This window comes from Kitasatospora sp. NPDC056446 (genome assembly GCF_042796115.1).
GTDB lineage: Bacteria > Actinomycetota > Actinomycetes > Streptomycetales > Streptomycetaceae > Kitasatospora.
The window spans coordinates 123159-138871 of record NZ_JBHTRF010000005.1; the positions used below are offsets into that span (position 1 = coordinate 123159).

General features: G+C 74.6%; 18 protein-coding genes. 8 read left to right on the forward strand and 10 right to left on the reverse strand.

Annotation, left to right across the window (positions count from 1 at the left end; all coding sequences use genetic code 11):
• Positions 1-3 precede the first annotated feature (3 nt).
• Both ACFQ6N_RS05315 and ACFQ6N_RS05320 read right to left on the reverse strand, forming a co-directional pair.
• A complete protein-coding gene (locus ACFQ6N_RS05315) occupies positions 4-597 on the reverse strand; it encodes a DNA-3-methyladenine glycosylase I (RefSeq protein WP_380647025.1) in 594 nt (197 codons plus the stop codon).
• Positions 594-1079: a DivIVA domain-containing protein gene (locus ACFQ6N_RS05320; protein WP_380647026.1), complete on the reverse strand. Its 486-nt coding sequence runs from the start codon at positions 1077-1079 to the stop codon at positions 594-596. Before ACFQ6N_RS05320 ends, ACFQ6N_RS05315 begins: the two co-directional genes overlap by 4 nt.
• A 181-nt stretch (positions 1080-1260) precedes the next feature.
• On the opposite strand from ACFQ6N_RS05320, the gene folP reads away from it, so the two are divergent.
• Positions 1261-2073, forward strand: coding sequence for a dihydropteroate synthase (folP, locus tag ACFQ6N_RS05325; protein WP_380647130.1), 813 nt, complete (start codon positions 1261-1263; stop codon positions 2071-2073).
• 36 nt (positions 2074-2109) lie between these two features.
• Here the strand turns inward: folP and ACFQ6N_RS05330 are convergent, their stop codons facing one another.
• Both ACFQ6N_RS05330 and dapE read right to left on the reverse strand, forming a co-directional pair.
• Positions 2110-2919 (reverse strand): TIGR00730 family Rossman fold protein, encoded by an 810-nt coding sequence (locus ACFQ6N_RS05330; RefSeq protein ID WP_380647028.1) that lies wholly within the window; start codon positions 2917-2919, stop codon positions 2110-2112.
• 192 nt (positions 2920-3111) lie between these two features.
• Complete coding sequence (gene dapE / locus ACFQ6N_RS05335) at positions 3112-4188, reverse strand: succinyl-diaminopimelate desuccinylase (RefSeq protein ID WP_380647029.1); 1077 nt, start codon at positions 4186-4188, stop codon at positions 3112-3114.
• 145 nt (positions 4189-4333) lie between these two features.
• On the opposite strand from dapE, the gene ACFQ6N_RS05340 reads away from it, so the two are divergent.
• Positions 4334-5392: a hypothetical protein gene (locus ACFQ6N_RS05340; protein WP_380647030.1), complete on the forward strand. Its 1059-nt coding sequence runs from the start codon at positions 4334-4336 to the stop codon at positions 5390-5392.
• 326 nt (positions 5393-5718) lie between these two features.
• Positions 5719-6522, forward strand: a complete 804-nt coding sequence (locus ACFQ6N_RS05345) for a hypothetical protein (protein WP_380647031.1) — start codon at positions 5719-5721, stop codon at positions 6520-6522.
• A gap of 152 nt (positions 6523-6674) precedes the next feature.
• On the opposite strand, the gene dapC is transcribed toward ACFQ6N_RS05345, so the two are convergent.
• A complete protein-coding gene (gene dapC, locus ACFQ6N_RS05350) occupies positions 6675-7823 on the reverse strand; it encodes a succinyldiaminopimelate transaminase (RefSeq protein ID WP_380647032.1) in 1149 nt (382 codons plus the stop codon).
• Positions 7824-7843: 20 nt separating this feature from the next.
• Positions 7844-8170: a ferredoxin gene (gene fdxA, locus ACFQ6N_RS05355; RefSeq protein WP_030061559.1), complete on the reverse strand. Its 327-nt coding sequence runs from the start codon at positions 8168-8170 to the stop codon at positions 7844-7846.
• A 290-nt stretch (positions 8171-8460) separates the two neighbouring features.
• Here fdxA and ACFQ6N_RS05360 point away from each other — a divergent pair, with 290 nt between their 5' ends.
• Together ACFQ6N_RS05360 and ACFQ6N_RS05365 are read left to right on the forward strand one after the other, a co-directional pair.
• Positions 8461-9315, forward strand: a complete 855-nt coding sequence (locus tag ACFQ6N_RS05360) for a GNAT family N-acetyltransferase (RefSeq protein ID WP_380647033.1) — start codon at positions 8461-8463, stop codon at positions 9313-9315.
• A 97-nt stretch (positions 9316-9412) separates the two neighbouring features.
• A complete protein-coding gene (locus tag ACFQ6N_RS05365; protein ID WP_380647034.1) occupies positions 9413-10321 on the forward strand; it encodes a transglutaminase family protein in 909 nt (302 codons plus the stop codon).
• Between the two features lie 60 nt (positions 10322-10381).
• On the opposite strand, the gene ACFQ6N_RS05370 is transcribed toward ACFQ6N_RS05365, so the two are convergent.
• On the reverse strand, positions 10382-11026 hold the full coding sequence (locus ACFQ6N_RS05370; RefSeq protein WP_380647036.1) for a response regulator: 645 nt from the start codon (positions 11024-11026) through the stop codon (positions 10382-10384).
• A gap of 73 nt (positions 11027-11099) precedes the next feature.
• On the opposite strand from ACFQ6N_RS05370, the gene ACFQ6N_RS05375 reads away from it, so the two are divergent.
• Both ACFQ6N_RS05375 and ACFQ6N_RS05380 read left to right on the forward strand, forming a co-directional pair.
• On the forward strand, positions 11100-12038 hold the full coding sequence (locus ACFQ6N_RS05375) for a MerR family transcriptional regulator (RefSeq protein ID WP_380647037.1): 939 nt from the start codon (positions 11100-11102) through the stop codon (positions 12036-12038).
• A complete protein-coding gene (locus tag ACFQ6N_RS05380; RefSeq protein ID WP_380647038.1) occupies positions 12038-12517 on the forward strand; it encodes a GNAT family N-acetyltransferase in 480 nt (159 codons plus the stop codon). Before ACFQ6N_RS05375 ends, ACFQ6N_RS05380 begins: the two co-directional genes overlap by 1 nt.
• Before the next feature lie 49 nt (positions 12518-12566).
• Here the strand turns inward: ACFQ6N_RS05380 and ACFQ6N_RS05385 are convergent, their stop codons facing one another.
• The 3 genes from ACFQ6N_RS05385 to murJ are packed head-to-tail and all read right to left on the reverse strand — an operon-like array spanning position 12567 to position 14742.
• On the reverse strand, positions 12567-12920 hold the full coding sequence (locus ACFQ6N_RS05385) for a hypothetical protein (RefSeq protein WP_380647039.1): 354 nt from the start codon (positions 12918-12920) through the stop codon (positions 12567-12569).
• A gap of 14 nt (positions 12921-12934) precedes the next feature.
• A complete protein-coding gene (locus ACFQ6N_RS05390; RefSeq protein WP_380647040.1) occupies positions 12935-13252 on the reverse strand; it encodes a hypothetical protein in 318 nt (105 codons plus the stop codon).
• Positions 13249-14742 carry a murein biosynthesis integral membrane protein MurJ gene (gene murJ / locus ACFQ6N_RS05395; protein WP_380647041.1) on the reverse strand — a complete coding sequence of 498 codons (1494 nt, stop codon included), beginning with the start codon at positions 14740-14742 and terminating at the stop codon, positions 13249-13251. The genes ACFQ6N_RS05390 and murJ overlap by 4 nt, the downstream gene beginning before the upstream one ends.
• A 305-nt stretch (positions 14743-15047) precedes the next feature.
• On the opposite strand from murJ, the gene ACFQ6N_RS05400 reads away from it, so the two are divergent.
• A complete protein-coding gene (locus ACFQ6N_RS05400) occupies positions 15048-15713 on the forward strand; it encodes a response regulator (RefSeq protein WP_380647043.1) in 666 nt (221 codons plus the stop codon).

Consider the following 15713-nt stretch of genomic DNA (forward strand, 5'->3'; position numbering starts at 1 on the left):
GGTTCAGCCCTTCGCCCCGGTGCGGACGTGGCAGTCCGCCAGGTGGTCGTCCACCAGGCCGCAGGCCTGCATCAGGGCGTAGGCGGTGGTCGGGCCGACGAAGCGGAAGCCGGCCTTCTTCAGCGCCTTCGCCAGCTCCGTCGACTCGGGGGTGACGGCCGGCACCTCGCTCAGCCGGCGCGGGGCCGGCCGGTCGCCCGCCGGGGCGAACCCCCAGATCAGCGCGTCCAGGCCGCCCTCCAGGTCGCGGGCGACCCGGGCGTTGGCGACGGCCGCCTCGATCTTGGCCCGGTTGCGGATGATGCCGGTGTCGGCGAGCAGCCGCTCCTTGTCGGCCTCGCCGAACTCGGCGACCTCGGCGATCGCGAAGCCCGCGAACGCGGCCCGGAAGCCCTCGCGGCGGCGCAGGATGGTCAGCCAGGACAGGCCGGACTGGAAGGCCTCCAGGCAGACCCGCTCGAACAGCGCGTCGTCGCCGTGCACCGGCCGGCCCCACTCGGTGTCGTGGTAGACGCGGTAGTCGTCGGTGGAGTCGCCCCAGCCGCAGCGGCGCAGGCCGTCCGCGCCGAGCACCGCGCCGTCGGCCGGACCGGTCACCGGTCGTTCACCGGCTTCGCGTCCTCGGGTGCCGGGGCCGGCTCCCCGGCCCGCACCGGTTCGTCGCCCTGCGCCGGCTCGGCGGCCCGCGTCGGCTCGACGCGGGCGGCGGCCGGCTGGACGACCTTGGCGAACTGCTCCAGGCCGGGCAGCGGTTCGGCCGCCGGGTCGGGCCCGGCGGTCGCCTCGACGGCGCCGCGCAGGTGGGCGGCGGCCTCCAGTTCGGCGATCCGGGCGTCCCGGTAGGCGAGTTCGGCGCCGAGGCGGTCGAGGACGTCGTCCACCTCGTCCATCCGGTAGCCGCGCAGCGCCATCGGCAGCCGCAGGTCGTCCACGTCCGCCTTGCCCAGCGGACGGTCCTGCGGGAGCCGCGCGGAGATGCGGTCCGGTACCGCCTCCGGCATCGAGCCGCCCCCGCCGAGCGCCACCAGGGCGGCGCCGCCGACCACCACGGCCATGGCGACCACGATCACCCAGAACACGAGCTATCCTCCCGAACTCCCGGCCGGCCTTCTGTCGAGGTGCCAGGGAACCAGACTGATCATGACAGCATGGTCCCTAGTGAGGCCGGGGGCCATCATCGCACCCGCAGGAGCTCTGGAGGAGACATCGGTGGCACTGCGCCTGGGACCGCGGGAATTCGGTGACGACGAACTGGTGATCATGGCGATCGTCAACCGGACTCCGGACTCGTTCTTCGACAAGGGCGCGACCTTCGCCGACGAGGCCGCGTTCGCCGCCGCCGACCGGGCGGTGGCCGAGGGTGCGGCGATCCTGGACATCGGCGGGGTGAAGGCCGGCCCGGGCGACGAGGTCACGGTCGAGGAGGAGCTGCGGCGCACCGTGCCCTTCGTCGCCGAGCTGCGCAAGCGCAACCCCGGGGCCGTGATCAGCGTGGACACCTGGCGGCACGAGGTCGGCGAGGCCGTCTGCGAGGTGGGCGCGGACCTGCTGAACGACGCCTGGGGCGGGGTCGACCCGAAGCTCGCCGAGGTGGCCGCCCGCCACGACGTCGGGCTGGTCTGCACCCACGCCGGCGGGGCCGAGCCGCGCACGCGCCCGCACCGGGCCGGGTACGAGGACGTGATGGCGGACATCCTGCGGGTGACCGTGGGCCTGGCCGAGCGCGCGGTGGAGCTGGGCGTGCGGCGGGACGCGGTGGTCATCGACCCCGGGCACGACTTCGGCAAGAACACCCGGCACTCGCTGGAGGCCACCCGCCGGCTGCCGGAGATGACCGCGACCGGCTTCCCGGTGCTGGTCTCGCTCTCCAACAAGGACTTCGTCGGCGAGACCCTGGACCTGCCGGTGAACGAGCGGCTGCTCGGCACCCTGGCGACCACGGCCGTCTCGGCCTGGCTGGGCGCGCGGATCTACCGGGTGCACCAGGTCGCGGAGACCCGCCAGGTGCTGGACATGGTCGCCTCGATCCGGGGCACCCGCCCCCCGGCGGTCGCCCGCCGGGGGCTGGCCTGAGCCTGAGCCGGGGCCCGGGCCTGGGGCCTGGCGGGCCTAGATCTCTTCGGCGGGCCGGCGGGCGTCGGCGAGGATCTTCAGGACCTCGTCGACCTCGTCGGTGATGTGGAACAGCTCCAGGTCGTGCGGGGCCGCCTTGCCCTGCGCGACCAGGGTGTTCTTCAGCCACTCGTAGAGGCCGCCCCAGTACGCGCTGCCGTAGAGGATCACCGGGAAGCGGGTGACCTTCTTCGTCTGCACCAGGGTGAGCGCCTCGAACAGCTCGTCCAGCGTGCCGAGGCCGCCGGGCAGCACCACGAAGCCCTGCGCGTACTTCACGAACATCGTCTTGCGGACGAAGAAGTAGCGGAAGTTCAGCCCGAGGTCGACGAACTCGTTGAGGCCCTGCTCGAAGGGCAGCTCGATGCCGAGCCCGACGCTGAGGCCGCCGGCCTCGGAGGCGCCGCGGTTGGCGGCTTCCATCGCGCCCGGTCCGCCGCCGGTGATCACCGCGTAGCCGGCCTCGGCGAGGGCCCGGCCGATGGCGATGCCGGCCTCGTACTCGGGCGAGTCGGCCGGGGTCCGGGCGGAGCCGAAGACGCTGATCGCGGGCGGGAGTTCGGCGAGGGCGCCGAAGCCCTCGACGAACTCGGAGGTGATCCGCAGCACCCGCCACGGGTCGGTGTGCAGCCAGTCGGTGGGACCGGTGGTGTCCAGCAGGCGCTGGTCCGTGGTGCTCGTGCCGACCTGGTCCCGGCGCACCAGCACCGGGCCCTTCTGCTTCTCGGGCCAGGCCTTCTTCTTCCGCGGCACGCCGACCTGCTCGGGGCCGTGTCCGTAGTGCTTCTCGTCTCCTGTGCCTGTCATGACGAAACCCTACGCCCGCCCTCCCCCGTTTTCAGGCAACGGGGGAAGGTCGGTTGGGCAACCGGAAGGTGGCGTTCGACCGTTGATCGGATCAGCATCCGATCGTTGACGGACCGACGGCCGACCGACAACCGACCACCGGCCGATCAGCGGCGGACCAGCAGCGGAACGGCCCGTACGCCGGCCGGCGGCTCAGTCGGTCAGCCAGCCGCGCAGCCGCTCCTCGGTCTCGGCGATGGCGCTCAGCGAGCAGTGCTCCTCCCGCTTGTGCGCGAGGTTCGGGTCGCCGGGGCCGTAGTTGACCGCCGGGACGCCCAGCGCGCTGAACCGGGCGACGTCCGTCCAGCCGAACTTGGCCCGGGCCTGGCCGCCGGTGGCCGCCAGGAAGGCCTGCGCGGCCGGCTGGGCGAGGCCGGGCAGGGCGCCCGGGGCGAAGTCCGTCACGGTCAGCTCGAAGCCGTCGAAGACCTCGCGCACGTGCTTCTCCGCCTCCGCCTCGCTGCGGTCCGGCGCGTAGCGGAAGTTGACCGTGACGACGCACTCGTCCGGGATCACGTTGCCGGCCACGCCGCCGTCGATCCGGACCGCGTTCAGGCCCTCGCGGTACTCCAGGCCGTCGATCTCCACCCGGCGCGGCTCGTACGCCGCGAGCCTGGTCAGCACCTCGGCGGCGTGGTGGATGGCGTTGTCGCCGAGCCAGCCGCGGGCCGAGTGGGCGCGCACGCCGGAGAGCCGGACCTGCGCCCGCAGGGTGCCCTGGCAGCCGCCCTCGACCATGCCGCCGCTCGGCTCCATGAGCACCGCGAAGTCGGCGGCCAGCCACTGCGGACGGTCCCTGGCGAGGTGGCCGAGGCCGTTGCGGTGGGCCTCCACCTCCTCGCAGTCGTAGAACACGAAGGTGAGGTCGCGGTTGGGCTCGGCGAGCGTGGCGGCCAGCCGCAGCTGGACGGCCACGCCGGACTTCATGTCCGAGGTGCCGCAGCCGTAGAGCAGGTCGCCGTCGACGTACGAGGGCAGGTTGTCGGCGATCGGCACGGTGTCCAGGTGGCCGGCCAGCAGGACGCGCTCGGCGCGGCCCAGGGTCGTGCGGGCGACCACGTTGTTGCCGTACCGGTCCACGGTGAGGTGCGGGTAGCCGCGCAGGGCGGCCTCCACCGCGTCGGCGAGCGCCTGCTCGTCGCCGCTCACCGACGGGAAGTCGACGAGCCGGGCGGTCAGCGCCCCGCCGTCGAGAGTGAGGTCCAGGGGCGTCGGGTTCGGGCTGCTCATGCGGTCAGCCTAGTCCGCCCGCCGCACACCCCGCGTGGTCGTCCTGTGACACGGATGAGACCCCGGTCCGGCAACCGGGGGGCGCCGCACATCCGTCCGAGTGGGTACGGTGTCGGATCAAGGTGCAGGCGCGAGAGGGGCGACGGTGGCCAGGAGAAGGAGCAGCGGGGAGACGGGCGACGAGGAGGCTCCCGTCCGCCGCCGGGGTCCGGTGCGCGCGCTGCTGATGGTGATCGTCGGACTGCTCGGCCTCGCGCTGGTCGCGGGCCTGGCCGTGGTGGGCATCTGGTGGTTCGGCTTCAAGCCGGGCGAGTCCGAGGGCTGCACGGTGAAGACCGCGGCGGGCACCGGCACCCTGGAGCTGCCGCAGGCCGCCAACGCCGCGACGATCGCCGCGGTGGCGCGTTCGCGCGGGCTGCCGGACCGGGCGACCGCGATCTCGCTGGCGACCGCCATGCAGGAGTCCAAGCTGCGCAACCTGGCGGGCGGCGACCGGGACTCGATCGGCCTCTTCCAGCAGCGGCCCTCGATGGGCTGGGGCACCCCGGAGCAGATCGCGGACCCGGTGTACGCGACCAACAAGTTCCTGGACGGCCTGGTGAAGGTCCCCGGCTACACCCGGCTGCCGCTGACCGACGCCGCGCAGGCGGTGCAGAAGAGCGGGTACCCGCAGGCCTACGCCAAGCACGAGACCAAGGCGACCCTGCTCACCTCGGCGCTGTCCGGCCGGGAGCCGGGCTCCTTCTCCTGCATCGTGCACGACTACGCGAAGCCGGACCCGGGGGACTCCGCCTCCCCCACCGCGGGCGCCTCCGCCACCCCGGCCGCGACTCCGGACCGGGCGCAGGTGCTGTCCGACCGGGTGCGCCGGGAGTTCGGGCGCACCGTCACCCCGGCCACCGGCTACGCCTCGACCATCAAGGGCGCGGAGAACGCCGTCTCGCTGACCCCGGACCCGGCCACCGCCGCGCTGACCTCCTCGGCGGACGCCGGGGCCGACGGCGGGGTGAGCGCCGAGCGGGCGAGCGGCTGGGAGGTGGCCCACTGGGCGGTCGCCCAGGCCCAGCAGCTGGGCATCGCGACGGTCGCCTACGACGGGAAGATCTGGCGCAAGGCCAAGTCGGGCGACGGCTGGCAGACGCAGACCTCGGGGACCTCGACCAAGCTCGTCCAGGTCACGCTGGCCGCTCCCGACAAGAGTTGACGCACGGACGTTCGGGTTGCCGCCGGACGGGTGATTCCGGTCAACCCCGGTGGACCGGCCGCCCGTTCCGGCACCCCCGGACAGCCCCGGCCGGCCCCGGCCGGAGAACCGTCACTTCCCTTGGCCGGGAACGGCCCGGCGGTGCCCGGGCGGGCCCGGCGGGGGCCGGGTGCCGTGATCGTACGATCCGATGGTCGGTCAGGCACTTTCCTTGCACCGGCCGAAACCTTCTGGCTTCTCAAGCGGTAACAACGTCGTCCGCCCGGTCGTCCACGCCCGGTCCCAGGGGGCGGACGGGACGGACCCAGACCCCTTCGAGGAGCCCCATGTCTCACCCCCTCACGCGCCGGATCGCCCAGGCCGCGCTCATCGTGGCCGCCGGAGCGACCCCGCTGGTCGCAGCCGGCTCCGCGTCGGCCCTGGGCGGGGACGCCCTGCTGCCCAAGAGCGACCTCGCCGCGCCGCTGGGCCAGCTGACCAACACCGACACCGGTTCCACCCTCCAGCACACCACCCACCAGCTCGGGCAGGCCGCCGGCACCACCGGCGCGGCCACCGTCGCCGCGGGCGTACCGGCCTCGGCCGACGCCGCCGGCAACATCGTCGCCCAGCAGCTCCCCGAGGCGAACGAGAAGGCCAGCTCGCTGACCGCACCGGTCGACCAGACCGCCGCCACCACCGGCCAGCTCTCCGCGGTCACCCCCAAGGTCGCCTCGGGCCTGGCCGGCAAGCTCGGCGAGACCGTCACCGGCAAGGGCACGGGCACCCGCAGCGCCGACGCCGCCGCCAGCCCGGTCGGCGGGCTCGCCCAGGCGGGCTCCGTCGCCAAGGGCCTGCCCGGCGCCGACAAGCTCTCCGGCGCCGTCCCCGGCACCAGCGCCGTCACCGACGCGCTGCCGCTGGGCTCGGTGGAGCGCGCGCTGCCGCTCGGCTCGGTCACCCGCACCCTGCCGGGCGGCCTGCCCGGCGCCGACGTCCTCGGCCTGGCCGAGCACGGCTCGGCCAACCGCCTCGGCGGCGCCGACCTCGGCCCGAACAACCCGCTGTCCGGCCTCACCGGCGCGCTCGGCCCGATCGGCGGGCTGCTGGGCGGCGTGAACGGCGGCAGCATCAGCGGCCTGCCGCTGTAGTCCGCCTGCCGTACGGGGCCGCGTGATCGCGCGGCCCCGCGCGGTCGCCGCGCGCTCCGGCGCGAAGCCGCACGGCGAAGGGGCCGGTGTTCCTTCTCGGAACACCGGCCCCTTCGGCCTGCTCGCGGTCGGCGCCGAGAGCGGCGCCGCGGTCAGCTCGCCGCGGTCAGCCGCTCCACGGCCGCCGCGACCCGCTCGTCCGTCGCGGTGAACGCGACCCGGACGAAGCGCTCGCCGGCCGGCCCGTAGAAGTCGCCGGGCGCCACCAGGATGCCCAGCCGCGACAGTTCGGCCACCGTCTCCCAGCACGGGCGGTCCTGGGTCGCCCACAGGTAGAGGCTCGCCTCCGAGTGCTCGATCCGGAAGCCGTACGCCTCCAGCGCCGCCCGCAGCGCCGAGCGCCGGGCCGCGTACCGCTCCCGCTGCTCGGCCACGTGCGCGTCGTCCGCGAGCGCGGCGACGGTCGCCGCCTGGACGGGCGCGGGCACGATCATGCCGCCGTGCTTGCGCACCTCCAGCAGCTCCCGGACCACCACCGGGTCGCCGGCCACGAAGGAGGCGCGGTAGCCGGCCAGGTTGGAGCGCTTGGAGAGCGAGTGGACGGCCAGCAGGCCCTCGTGGTCGGCCCCGCACACCTCCGGGTGCAGGACGGAGACCGGGTCGGCCTCCCAGCCCAGCTCCAGGTAGCACTCGTCGCTGACCAGCAGCGCCCGGTGCTCCCGCGCCCAGGCGACGGCCCGGCGCAGCTCGTCCGCGTCCAGCACCCGGCCGGTCGGGTTGGACGGCGAGTTCACCCAGATCAGGCGCACCCGGGAGCCGTCCAGCTCGTCCACCGAGTCGTACTCGACCGGCTCCGCGCCGCACAGGCGCGCGCCCACCTCGTACGTCGGGTAGGCCAGGCGCGGGTAGGCGACCTGGTCGCCGGGGCCGAGGCCGAGCTGGGTCGGCAGCCAGGCCACCAGCTCCTTGGAGCCGACGGTCGGCAGGACGGCCTGCGGGCCGATCCCGGCGCCGACCCGGCGGTGCAGCCAGCCGGCGATCGCCTCGCGCAGCTCCAGCGGGCCCCAGACGGTCGGGTAGCCGGGGGTGTCGGTGTGCGCGGCCAGCGCCTTCTGGATCACCTCGGGGACCGGGTCCACTGGGGTGCCGACGGAGAAGTCGCAGAGGCCGCCCGGGTGGGCGAGGGCGGTCTTCTTGTACGGCTCCAGCTTGTCCCAGGGGAAGGCCGGCAGGAGGTCGGAAACGCGGCGCGCCGCCCCCGGGTGGCCCGGGAACGGCGCGCGCGTGCTGTCGTTGCTCACAGCTTCGATGCCACCGATCGTCAGTGGTCGGCGTTCTGCGGCGGCAGAGCGGCGATGAACGGGTGGTCACGCTCGATCAGGCCCAGCTTCGAGGCGCCGCCGGGCGAGCCCAGGTCGTCGAAGAACTCGACGTTCGCCTTGTAGTAGTCCTTCCACTCCTCGGGAGTGTCGTCCTCGTAGAAGATCGCCTCGACCGGGCAGACCGGCTCGCACGCGCCACAGTCGACACACTCATCCGGGTGGATGTAGAGCGATCGCTCGCCCTCGTAGATGCAGTCAACCGGGCACTCTTCGATGCACGCCTTGTCCTTCACGTCGACACAAGGCTGCGCGATGACGTAAGTCACGCTGTCGTTCCTCCTCGGAAGGGCCGTGGCGGCCCGTTCTGTTCTGCTCGCGTGCGCGGTGAGCGCGGCGTCGTCGATGCCCGCCCCTAGTATCGCGGGTCGGAGACCGCAAATGCACAGGAGGTGGCCAGATGACGGCAGGCAACCCGGTCAGCGACCGTCCGGAGGTCCGGATAGATCGCTCTGACGTGGGACGACGTGTGTCCGTCCGGCGCCTCTGCGAGTTCGTGGACGACCGGCCGGTGTTCCGGGATTCGATCGGCGTGCTCACATCGTGGGACGATCATGGGTTGACGGTCGAGCCCCGGTCCGGGGATCCGGTCGTCCTGCCGGAGGAGTTGCTGGTCGCGGGCAAGGTCGTGCCGCCGTTTCCCGTCCGGCGCGCTCAGCTGCCGGTCGTGACGCCGGTCGGACTCCAGCGGATCGCCGGGCGCGGCTGGCCCGCCGTGGAGCAGGAGCGGCTCGGCGAGTGGACGCTGCGCGCCTCGGCCGGGTTCACCCGGCGGGCCAACTCCGTCCAGGCGCTCGGGGACCCCGGCCGGCCGCTGCCGGAGGCGCTGGAGACCGTCCGCGCCTGGTACGCGCGGCGCGGGCTGCCCGGGTACGTCGAGGTGATCACCCCGGGCTCGTCGGACCCGCTGCGCGCGGAACTCGACCGGTTCGGCCCCGGGTACGCGCCCACGCTCGTCCGCACCGCCCCGCTGACCGGGCTCGCCCGGGCCGGCGCCGGGCACGACCGGGTGCGGCTGGCCAGGACCGCCGACCCGGCCTGGCTGTCGCTGTACCGGCCGACCGGCGGGGACCCGGCCGTCGAGGAGGCCGCCCGGCAGGTGCTGCACGGCGGGCCGTCGGTCTGGTTCGCCACCGCGCCGGGCGCGCCCGGGCAGCCGCCACTGGCCATCGGACGCTGCGTCATCGACGGGCCCTGGGCCTGCTTCGGCGCGATCGAGGTGCAGCCGTACGCCCGCCGGGCCGGGCTGGCGACGGCGCTGATGTCGGTGCTCGCCTCGCGCGCGGCCGAGGAGGGGGCGAGCGGCGGGTACCTGCAGGTGGAGGCGGACAACCCGGGGGCGATCGCGCTCTATGACGGACTCGGCTTCACGACCAGTCACACTTACCACTACGCCCTGCTTCCCCAGGGGTAGCGGTCGGGCCGTTCGCCGGCACGGCCACTCCGTCCGCCCGTCCCGCTCACCCGCCCGTCCGCCGCCCGCCTCCCCGGCCGCCCCGTCCCCCGTCGCCTTGTCCGTCCGCCGTACGAAAGCCGTCGCCGTCACCGTGACCGAGCAGAGCAGAGACCGCTTCCGGAACGCCGCCCGCGCCGAGCAGCCCGACCCGGTGCTGCTCTGCCTGCTCGCCGCCGCCGAACACGGCCCGGCGCTCGACCCTGGCGATCCCGGTGAACCACCGGGCGTGGACGCCCTGCTCGCCGCCTGCGAGGCCGCGCTGGAGCGGCACGCCGCCGCCGTCCGGCAGGCCGTCGCCGAGCGCGCGCCCGCCGGGCCGGAGGAGACCGCCGCCCTGCTCGCGGCCGTCCTCGGCGGCCGGGAGCGCTTCCACGGGCGGCAGTCGGACTACCGGCGGCTGGAGTCCTCGCTGCTGCCCGAGGTGCTGCGGCGGCGGCGGGGACTGCCGATCATGCTCTCGCTGGTGTGGACGGCCGTCGGGCAGCGGGCCGGGCTCACCGTCCACGGCATCGCCCTGCCCGGCCACTTCATCGTCGCCGTCGGCGGGCCGGCCGGCGGCCGGGACTACGTCCTCGCCGACCCGTTCCACGGCGGGCGGCTGCTCGACCCGGAGGACGTCCAGGGCCTGGTCGCCGCCGCCGGGCACGAGTTCACCCCCGCCATGCTCACCCCGGCCCAGCCGATGGACATCGTGCTGCGCGTCCTCGGCAACATCCGCGCCTGGGCCGCCGACCGCCCCGAGCACGCCCGCACCCAGCTCTGGGCCACCGAACTCGCCCTGCTGCTGCCCCGGCACCCGGCCCAGCTCCGGCTGGAACGCGCCGAACTCCTCGTCCGCACCGGCGACTTCCTCGGCGGCTCGGCGGAGATGGACGCCTACGCGCAGATCCTGGACGCCTTCGACCCGGACGGCGCCGCCAAGGTCCGGCAGGAGGCGCGGGCCGCCCGGCACCGGCTCAACTGAGAGCCGGCGCGGTACGGCCGGTGCGGTACGGCCGGTGCCGGTGCGCGGCAGCCGGCTCGGTCAGAGCCAGCCCTTCTCGCGGGCGATCCGGACCGCCTCGGCGCGGTTGCGGGCCTCGGTCTTCTGGATCGCCATCGACAGGTAGTTGCGGACCGTCCCCTCCGACAGGTGCAGCCGCCTGGCGATGTCCGCGTTCACCGAGCCGTCCGCGGCCGCGCCCAGGACGTCCCGCTCGCGCGCGGTCAGCGGGTTGGCGCCCTCCGCCAGCGCGGCCGCCGCCAGCGCCGGGTCGATCACCCGCTCCCCGCGCAGCACCCGGCGGATCGCCTCGGCCAGTTCGGACGCCGGCGCGTCCTTCACCAGGAACGCGTCCGCGCCCGACTCCATCGCCCGGCGCAGGTAGCCGGGGCGGCCGAAGGTCGTCGCGATCACCACCCGCGTGCCCGGCGCGCTCCGGCGCAGCTCCGCGGCCGCCTCGATGCCCGTCATGCCCGGCATCTCGATGTCCAGCACGGCGACCTGGACGTCGTTCGCCAGCGCCGCCGCCACCACCTCGTCCCCGCGGCCGACCTGTGCGACGACGTCGATGTCCCCCTCCAGCCCGAGCAGCGCGGCCAGCGCCTCCCGGACCATCCCCTGGTCCTCGGCGAGCAGCACGCGGATCGAGGCCCCGTTGTCCGTGTCGTTCACGGCCGTGTCGTTCATGGCCACGACCTTAGGACCTCGGGAGGACCCCGGGCTTGCGTCTCCGGTAAGGGGAGACTCCAGAGTGATGCCCATGGACGGCAGCGACACGCTCTACTCGATCGGCGACCTGGCCCGGCGCACCGGACTCACCGTCAAGACGATCCGGTTCTACGCCGACACCGGCCTCGTCCCGCCCACCGGACGCAGTGCCGCCGGCTACCGGCAGTACGACCTGCACGCGCTCGCCCGGCTGGACCTCGTCCGCACCCTGCGCGACCTCGGGCTCGACCTGCCCGCGATCCGCCGGGTGCTGGAGCGCGAGGCCCCGCTGCACGAGGTCGCCGCGGCGCACGCCGAAGCCCTGGAGGTGCAGATCCGCACCCTGCGGCTGCGCCGGGCCGTGCTGCTCGCCGTCGCCCAACGCGGTTCCACACCGGAGGAGATGAGACTCATGCACAAGCTCGCCAAGCTCTCGGACGCCGAACGCCGGCGCCTCGTCCACGACTTCATCGACGAGGCCTTCGGCGGGCTGGACGCCAACCCGGAGTTCGTCGCCATGATGCGCGCCGCCATGCCCGAACTTCCCGACGAGCCGCGGGTGGAGCAGGTCGACGCCTGGGTCGAGCTGGGTGAACTCGTCCAGGACCCGGACTTCCGCGCGGCCGTACGGAAGATGGCCAAGCAGCAGGCCCGCGACCGGGAGGACGGGGACCGCAGCGGCCTGCACCACGCGCTCACCGACACCGTGGCGTCCACGGTCCGCGCGGCCCTGGCGGACGGCGTCGCCCCGGACTCGCCCGCCGCCGGCCCCGTCCTCGACCGGCTCACCGCCGCGTACGCCGAGACCTTCGGCCGCCCCGACGACACCGCCCTGCGCCGGTGGCTCCTGGCCCGCCTGGAGACCGCCGAGGACCCGCGCGCCACGCGCTACTGGCAGTTGCTGGCGACCGTCAACGGCTGGCCCGTCCCGGAGAGCCTCACCGAGGTATTCCGGTGGTTCACGGGCGCGCTGCGCGCCAGACTGGCGTGATGCCCGTCCTGGAACCGCTGCGCCCCGACCACGCCGACGCCGTACTGGCCTTCGAGCGCGCCAACCGCGCGTACTTCGCCCGCAGCATCCCGGACCGCGGCGACGCGTACTTCGCCGGGTTCGCGGACCGCCACGCCGCGCTCCTCGCCGAACAGGCGGCGGGCACCTGCCGGTTCCACGTGGTGCTCGACGCGGCCGGAGCCGTCACGGCCCGGGTCAACCTGGTCGACCTCGCCGACGGCAGCGCCGAACTCGGCTACCGCATCGCCGAATCCGCGGCCGGCCGCGGCCTCGCCACCGCCGCCGTCGCCGAGGCCTGTCGGCTGGCCGCCGCGTCGTACGGCCTCACCGCCCTCACCGCCGTCACCACTGTCGACAACCCGGCCTCCCAGGCCGTCCTCACCCGCAACGGCTTCCGGTCCACCCACGGGTTCCGGCTCGCCGAACGCCCCGCGCTCGCGTACCGCCGCCTGCTGTAGGAGGCCCGGCGGCACGCCGCCGACCGGGGGAGGCGGCCAGGGGAGGTGGTCAGGACAGGTGGCGGCGGGCGGCTTCGACGCTGTCGGCGCCGCTGGTGTTGAAGGCGATGGCTGCCTGGGGCGCGTGGCGGCGGACGAGGTTGACGACGTGCTCGAAGAACAGGAGGGCCGGTTCGGGCTTGCGGATGCCGCCGCCGATGACGACGACGTCCCACCCGCGCCCGTCGAGCGCGGCGACGATCGCGGGCCCGGCGGTGTCGTCGGGGGCGACCAGGGTCATGGCCGCGTCGATGCCGTGCTCGGCGAAGCGGGCGAGCCCGGTGTCGAGGACGGCCCGCAGGGCGTCGCCGTCCAGGCCCGGGACGGCGTGCGGGTCGAAGCCGATGACGAGTACGGAAGGCATGCCCGGGAGGACGGTCAGTCCACCCGGCCCGGTTCCCCGCGCAGGTGGCGGGCGGCTTCGTCGAGGGTGAGCTTGGGGTCGGTCCAGGAGCAGACCTCCAGCCAGGCGAGCCGGCCGTCCTCGGCGAAGAGCAGCACTTCGCCGTCGTAGCCGAGGGCGGACTCCGCCACGATCTCCGCCCGGCCGGTGCTGCCGGGGCCGGTGAAGTGGGCGGTGCAGCCGCAGGTGCAGCGGGAGGCGATGCGCAGGTCCGCGAGTTGGGGGCGCAGCGGGTGGCCTTCGGGGAGGAGGGCGTCGAGGGCGTGGGTGACGTCGGGCGGCAGGTGGCTCATCGGCGGCGCAATCGGCTGGTGAGGGCGGACAGTTCTTCGATGCGGAGGAGGTGGGCGAGGAGCAGGTAGCCGCCGGCGAGCGCGGCGGCGGCGGGTACCGGGCCGTAGCGGGCGGTGTACCAGGCGGCGGCGGTGGCGGGCAGGGCGGCGAGGAGCGGTTTCCCGTGGGCGGCCGGCAGCCGCAGCGGGCCGAGGCGCCGTCGCAGCAGCAGGGCGGCGGCCAGGCAGGTGAGCAGGAAGGAGGCGCCGTAGCAGCCGGCCATCCCGGTGACGGCCCAGCGCAGCGGCAGCAACTGGTGGCAGAGCAGGGCGCCGAGCGCGGTGGCGGTGACGGGCAGCAGGTTGAGCAGGAACGGCGTCCGGCTGTCGCCGAGCGCGTAGAAGGCGCGGGTCAGCGCGTACGCGGCGGAGTACAGGACGAGGCCGGGCGCGAAGGCGGTCAGCATGCCGGCGATGGCCCGGATGTCGGCGGCGCCGGTGCGGCCGTGGCCGAAAGCGAGGGCGCACAGCTGGGGTGCGAGGACGGCGAGGGCGCAGGCCGCCGGGACGGTGACCGCCGCGATCGTGCGGACCGTACGGGTGAGGATCGCGCGGACGGCGCGCGGGCTGTCGGCGGCGCTCAGGGCGGGGACCGCCGCTGTCACCACGGACACCGTGACCACCCCGTGCGGCACGATCCACAGCAGGTAGGCGCTGCTGTAGGCCGTGTACCCGACGCCGGGGAGCCCGGCGGCGGCGGCCCGTGCGCCGTCGAGCGTGGAGAGCCTGGTCACCACCCAGTAGCTCAGCTGGTCGCCGAGCACCAGCAGCACGGTCCACCCGGCGGCCCGCAGGGGCTCGCCGAGCCCGGCCCGCCGCCAGTCCCAGCGCGGTCTCAGCCGTACCCCGGCGGCCCGCAGGCAGGGCAGCAGCACCAGGCTCTGCGCGACCACGCCCGCCGTCGTACCGGCGCCGAGGACCGCCAGGTCGGCGGTGGAGAAGGAGCGTTGTCCGACGTAGGCCCCGAAGACGCCGATCACGACCAGGTTGTTGAGCACCGGCGCCCACGCCATCGGCGCGAACCGCCCGCGTGCGTTGAGGAGTTGGCCGAGCACGGTGAAGAGGCCGTAGCAGAGCACCTGGGGCAGGCACAGGTACGCCAGCAGCACGGTGCGGTCCGAGTCCGCGCCCCCGTACGAGGTGTACGCCCGGACGACGAGCGGCGCGGCCGGCACGACCACCGCCGTCAGCACCAGCAGGGCGGCCACCAGGACGGTGACCAGCCGGTCGACGTGGGCGGCCCCGCCGTCCGCGGACTCCTTCGCGGCACGCACCAGGTGGGGCACCAGCGCGGTGTTCAGCGCGCCGCCGATCAGCAGCACGAACAGGATGTTGGGCACGGTGTTCGCCACGTTGTACCCGTCGGCGAGCACCCCCGAGCCGAGGACGGCCACCAGCAGCGCCGAGCGGACGAAACCGGTCGCCCGGGAGACCACCGTTCCCGCCGCCATCACCAGGCTGGGCGGGAGGGTGCGCCGCGGCCTGCGGTGCCGGGCCGACGGCCCGGACGGCGACCCCGAAGCCGGCCCCGAAGCCGGCCCGGACGGCGGCACCGACGGCACGCGCCGCGGCCCCGACGGCACGGCCCGGACGGCCTCCTGGAGAACGGTCATCCGCCAGCCCCTCTCGCTCCGGGCGCCGACCCGGACGGGTCGGCGAAACCGGCGAGAGCATGCGTCAAGTCCCCTGAAGCGGGGCTGAGAAGGCTGAAGAGCGCTTAAGGAACGGATCCGGCCCCGGTGGCATCCTGATCCGCATGGAAATTCTGGTGGTGGAGGATGATGCCCAGGTCGCCGCGGCCGTGCGGCGCGGCCTGGAGGCCGAGGGCTACACCGTCGACCTCGCCCCGGACGGCATCACCGGCCTGCGGCTGGCCCGGCGGCACGCCTACCGGGCGATCGTGCTCGACATCATGCTGCCCGGCCTGAACGGCTACAAGGTGTGCGAGGCGCTGCGCACCGAGGACGTGGCGACCCCGATCCTGATGCTGACCGCGAAGGACGGCGAGTACGACGAGGCCGAGGGCCTGGACACCGGTGCCGACGACTACCTGACCAAGCCGTTCTCCTACCTGGTCTTCCTGGCCCGCCTGCGCGCCCTGCTCCGCCGCAGCCAGGCCCCCGGCCCGCTGCTGCGGGTGGGCGACCTGTGGCTGGACCCGGCGGGCCGCCGCTGCGGCCGGGGCAGCGCCGAGATCACCCTCACCGAGCGCGAGTTCGGCGTCCTGCGCTGCCTGGCCGAGCACCCCGGCGAGGTGCTGTCCAAGCGCCGGATCGTCGACGAGGTGTGGGACATCGCCTTCGACGGCGAGGAGTCGATCGTCGAGGTGTACATCAGCATGCTGCGCCGCAAGGTGGACACCCCCTTCGGCGTCCGCTCGATCACCACCGTGCGCGGTGCCGGCTACCGACTGGAGGCCTGA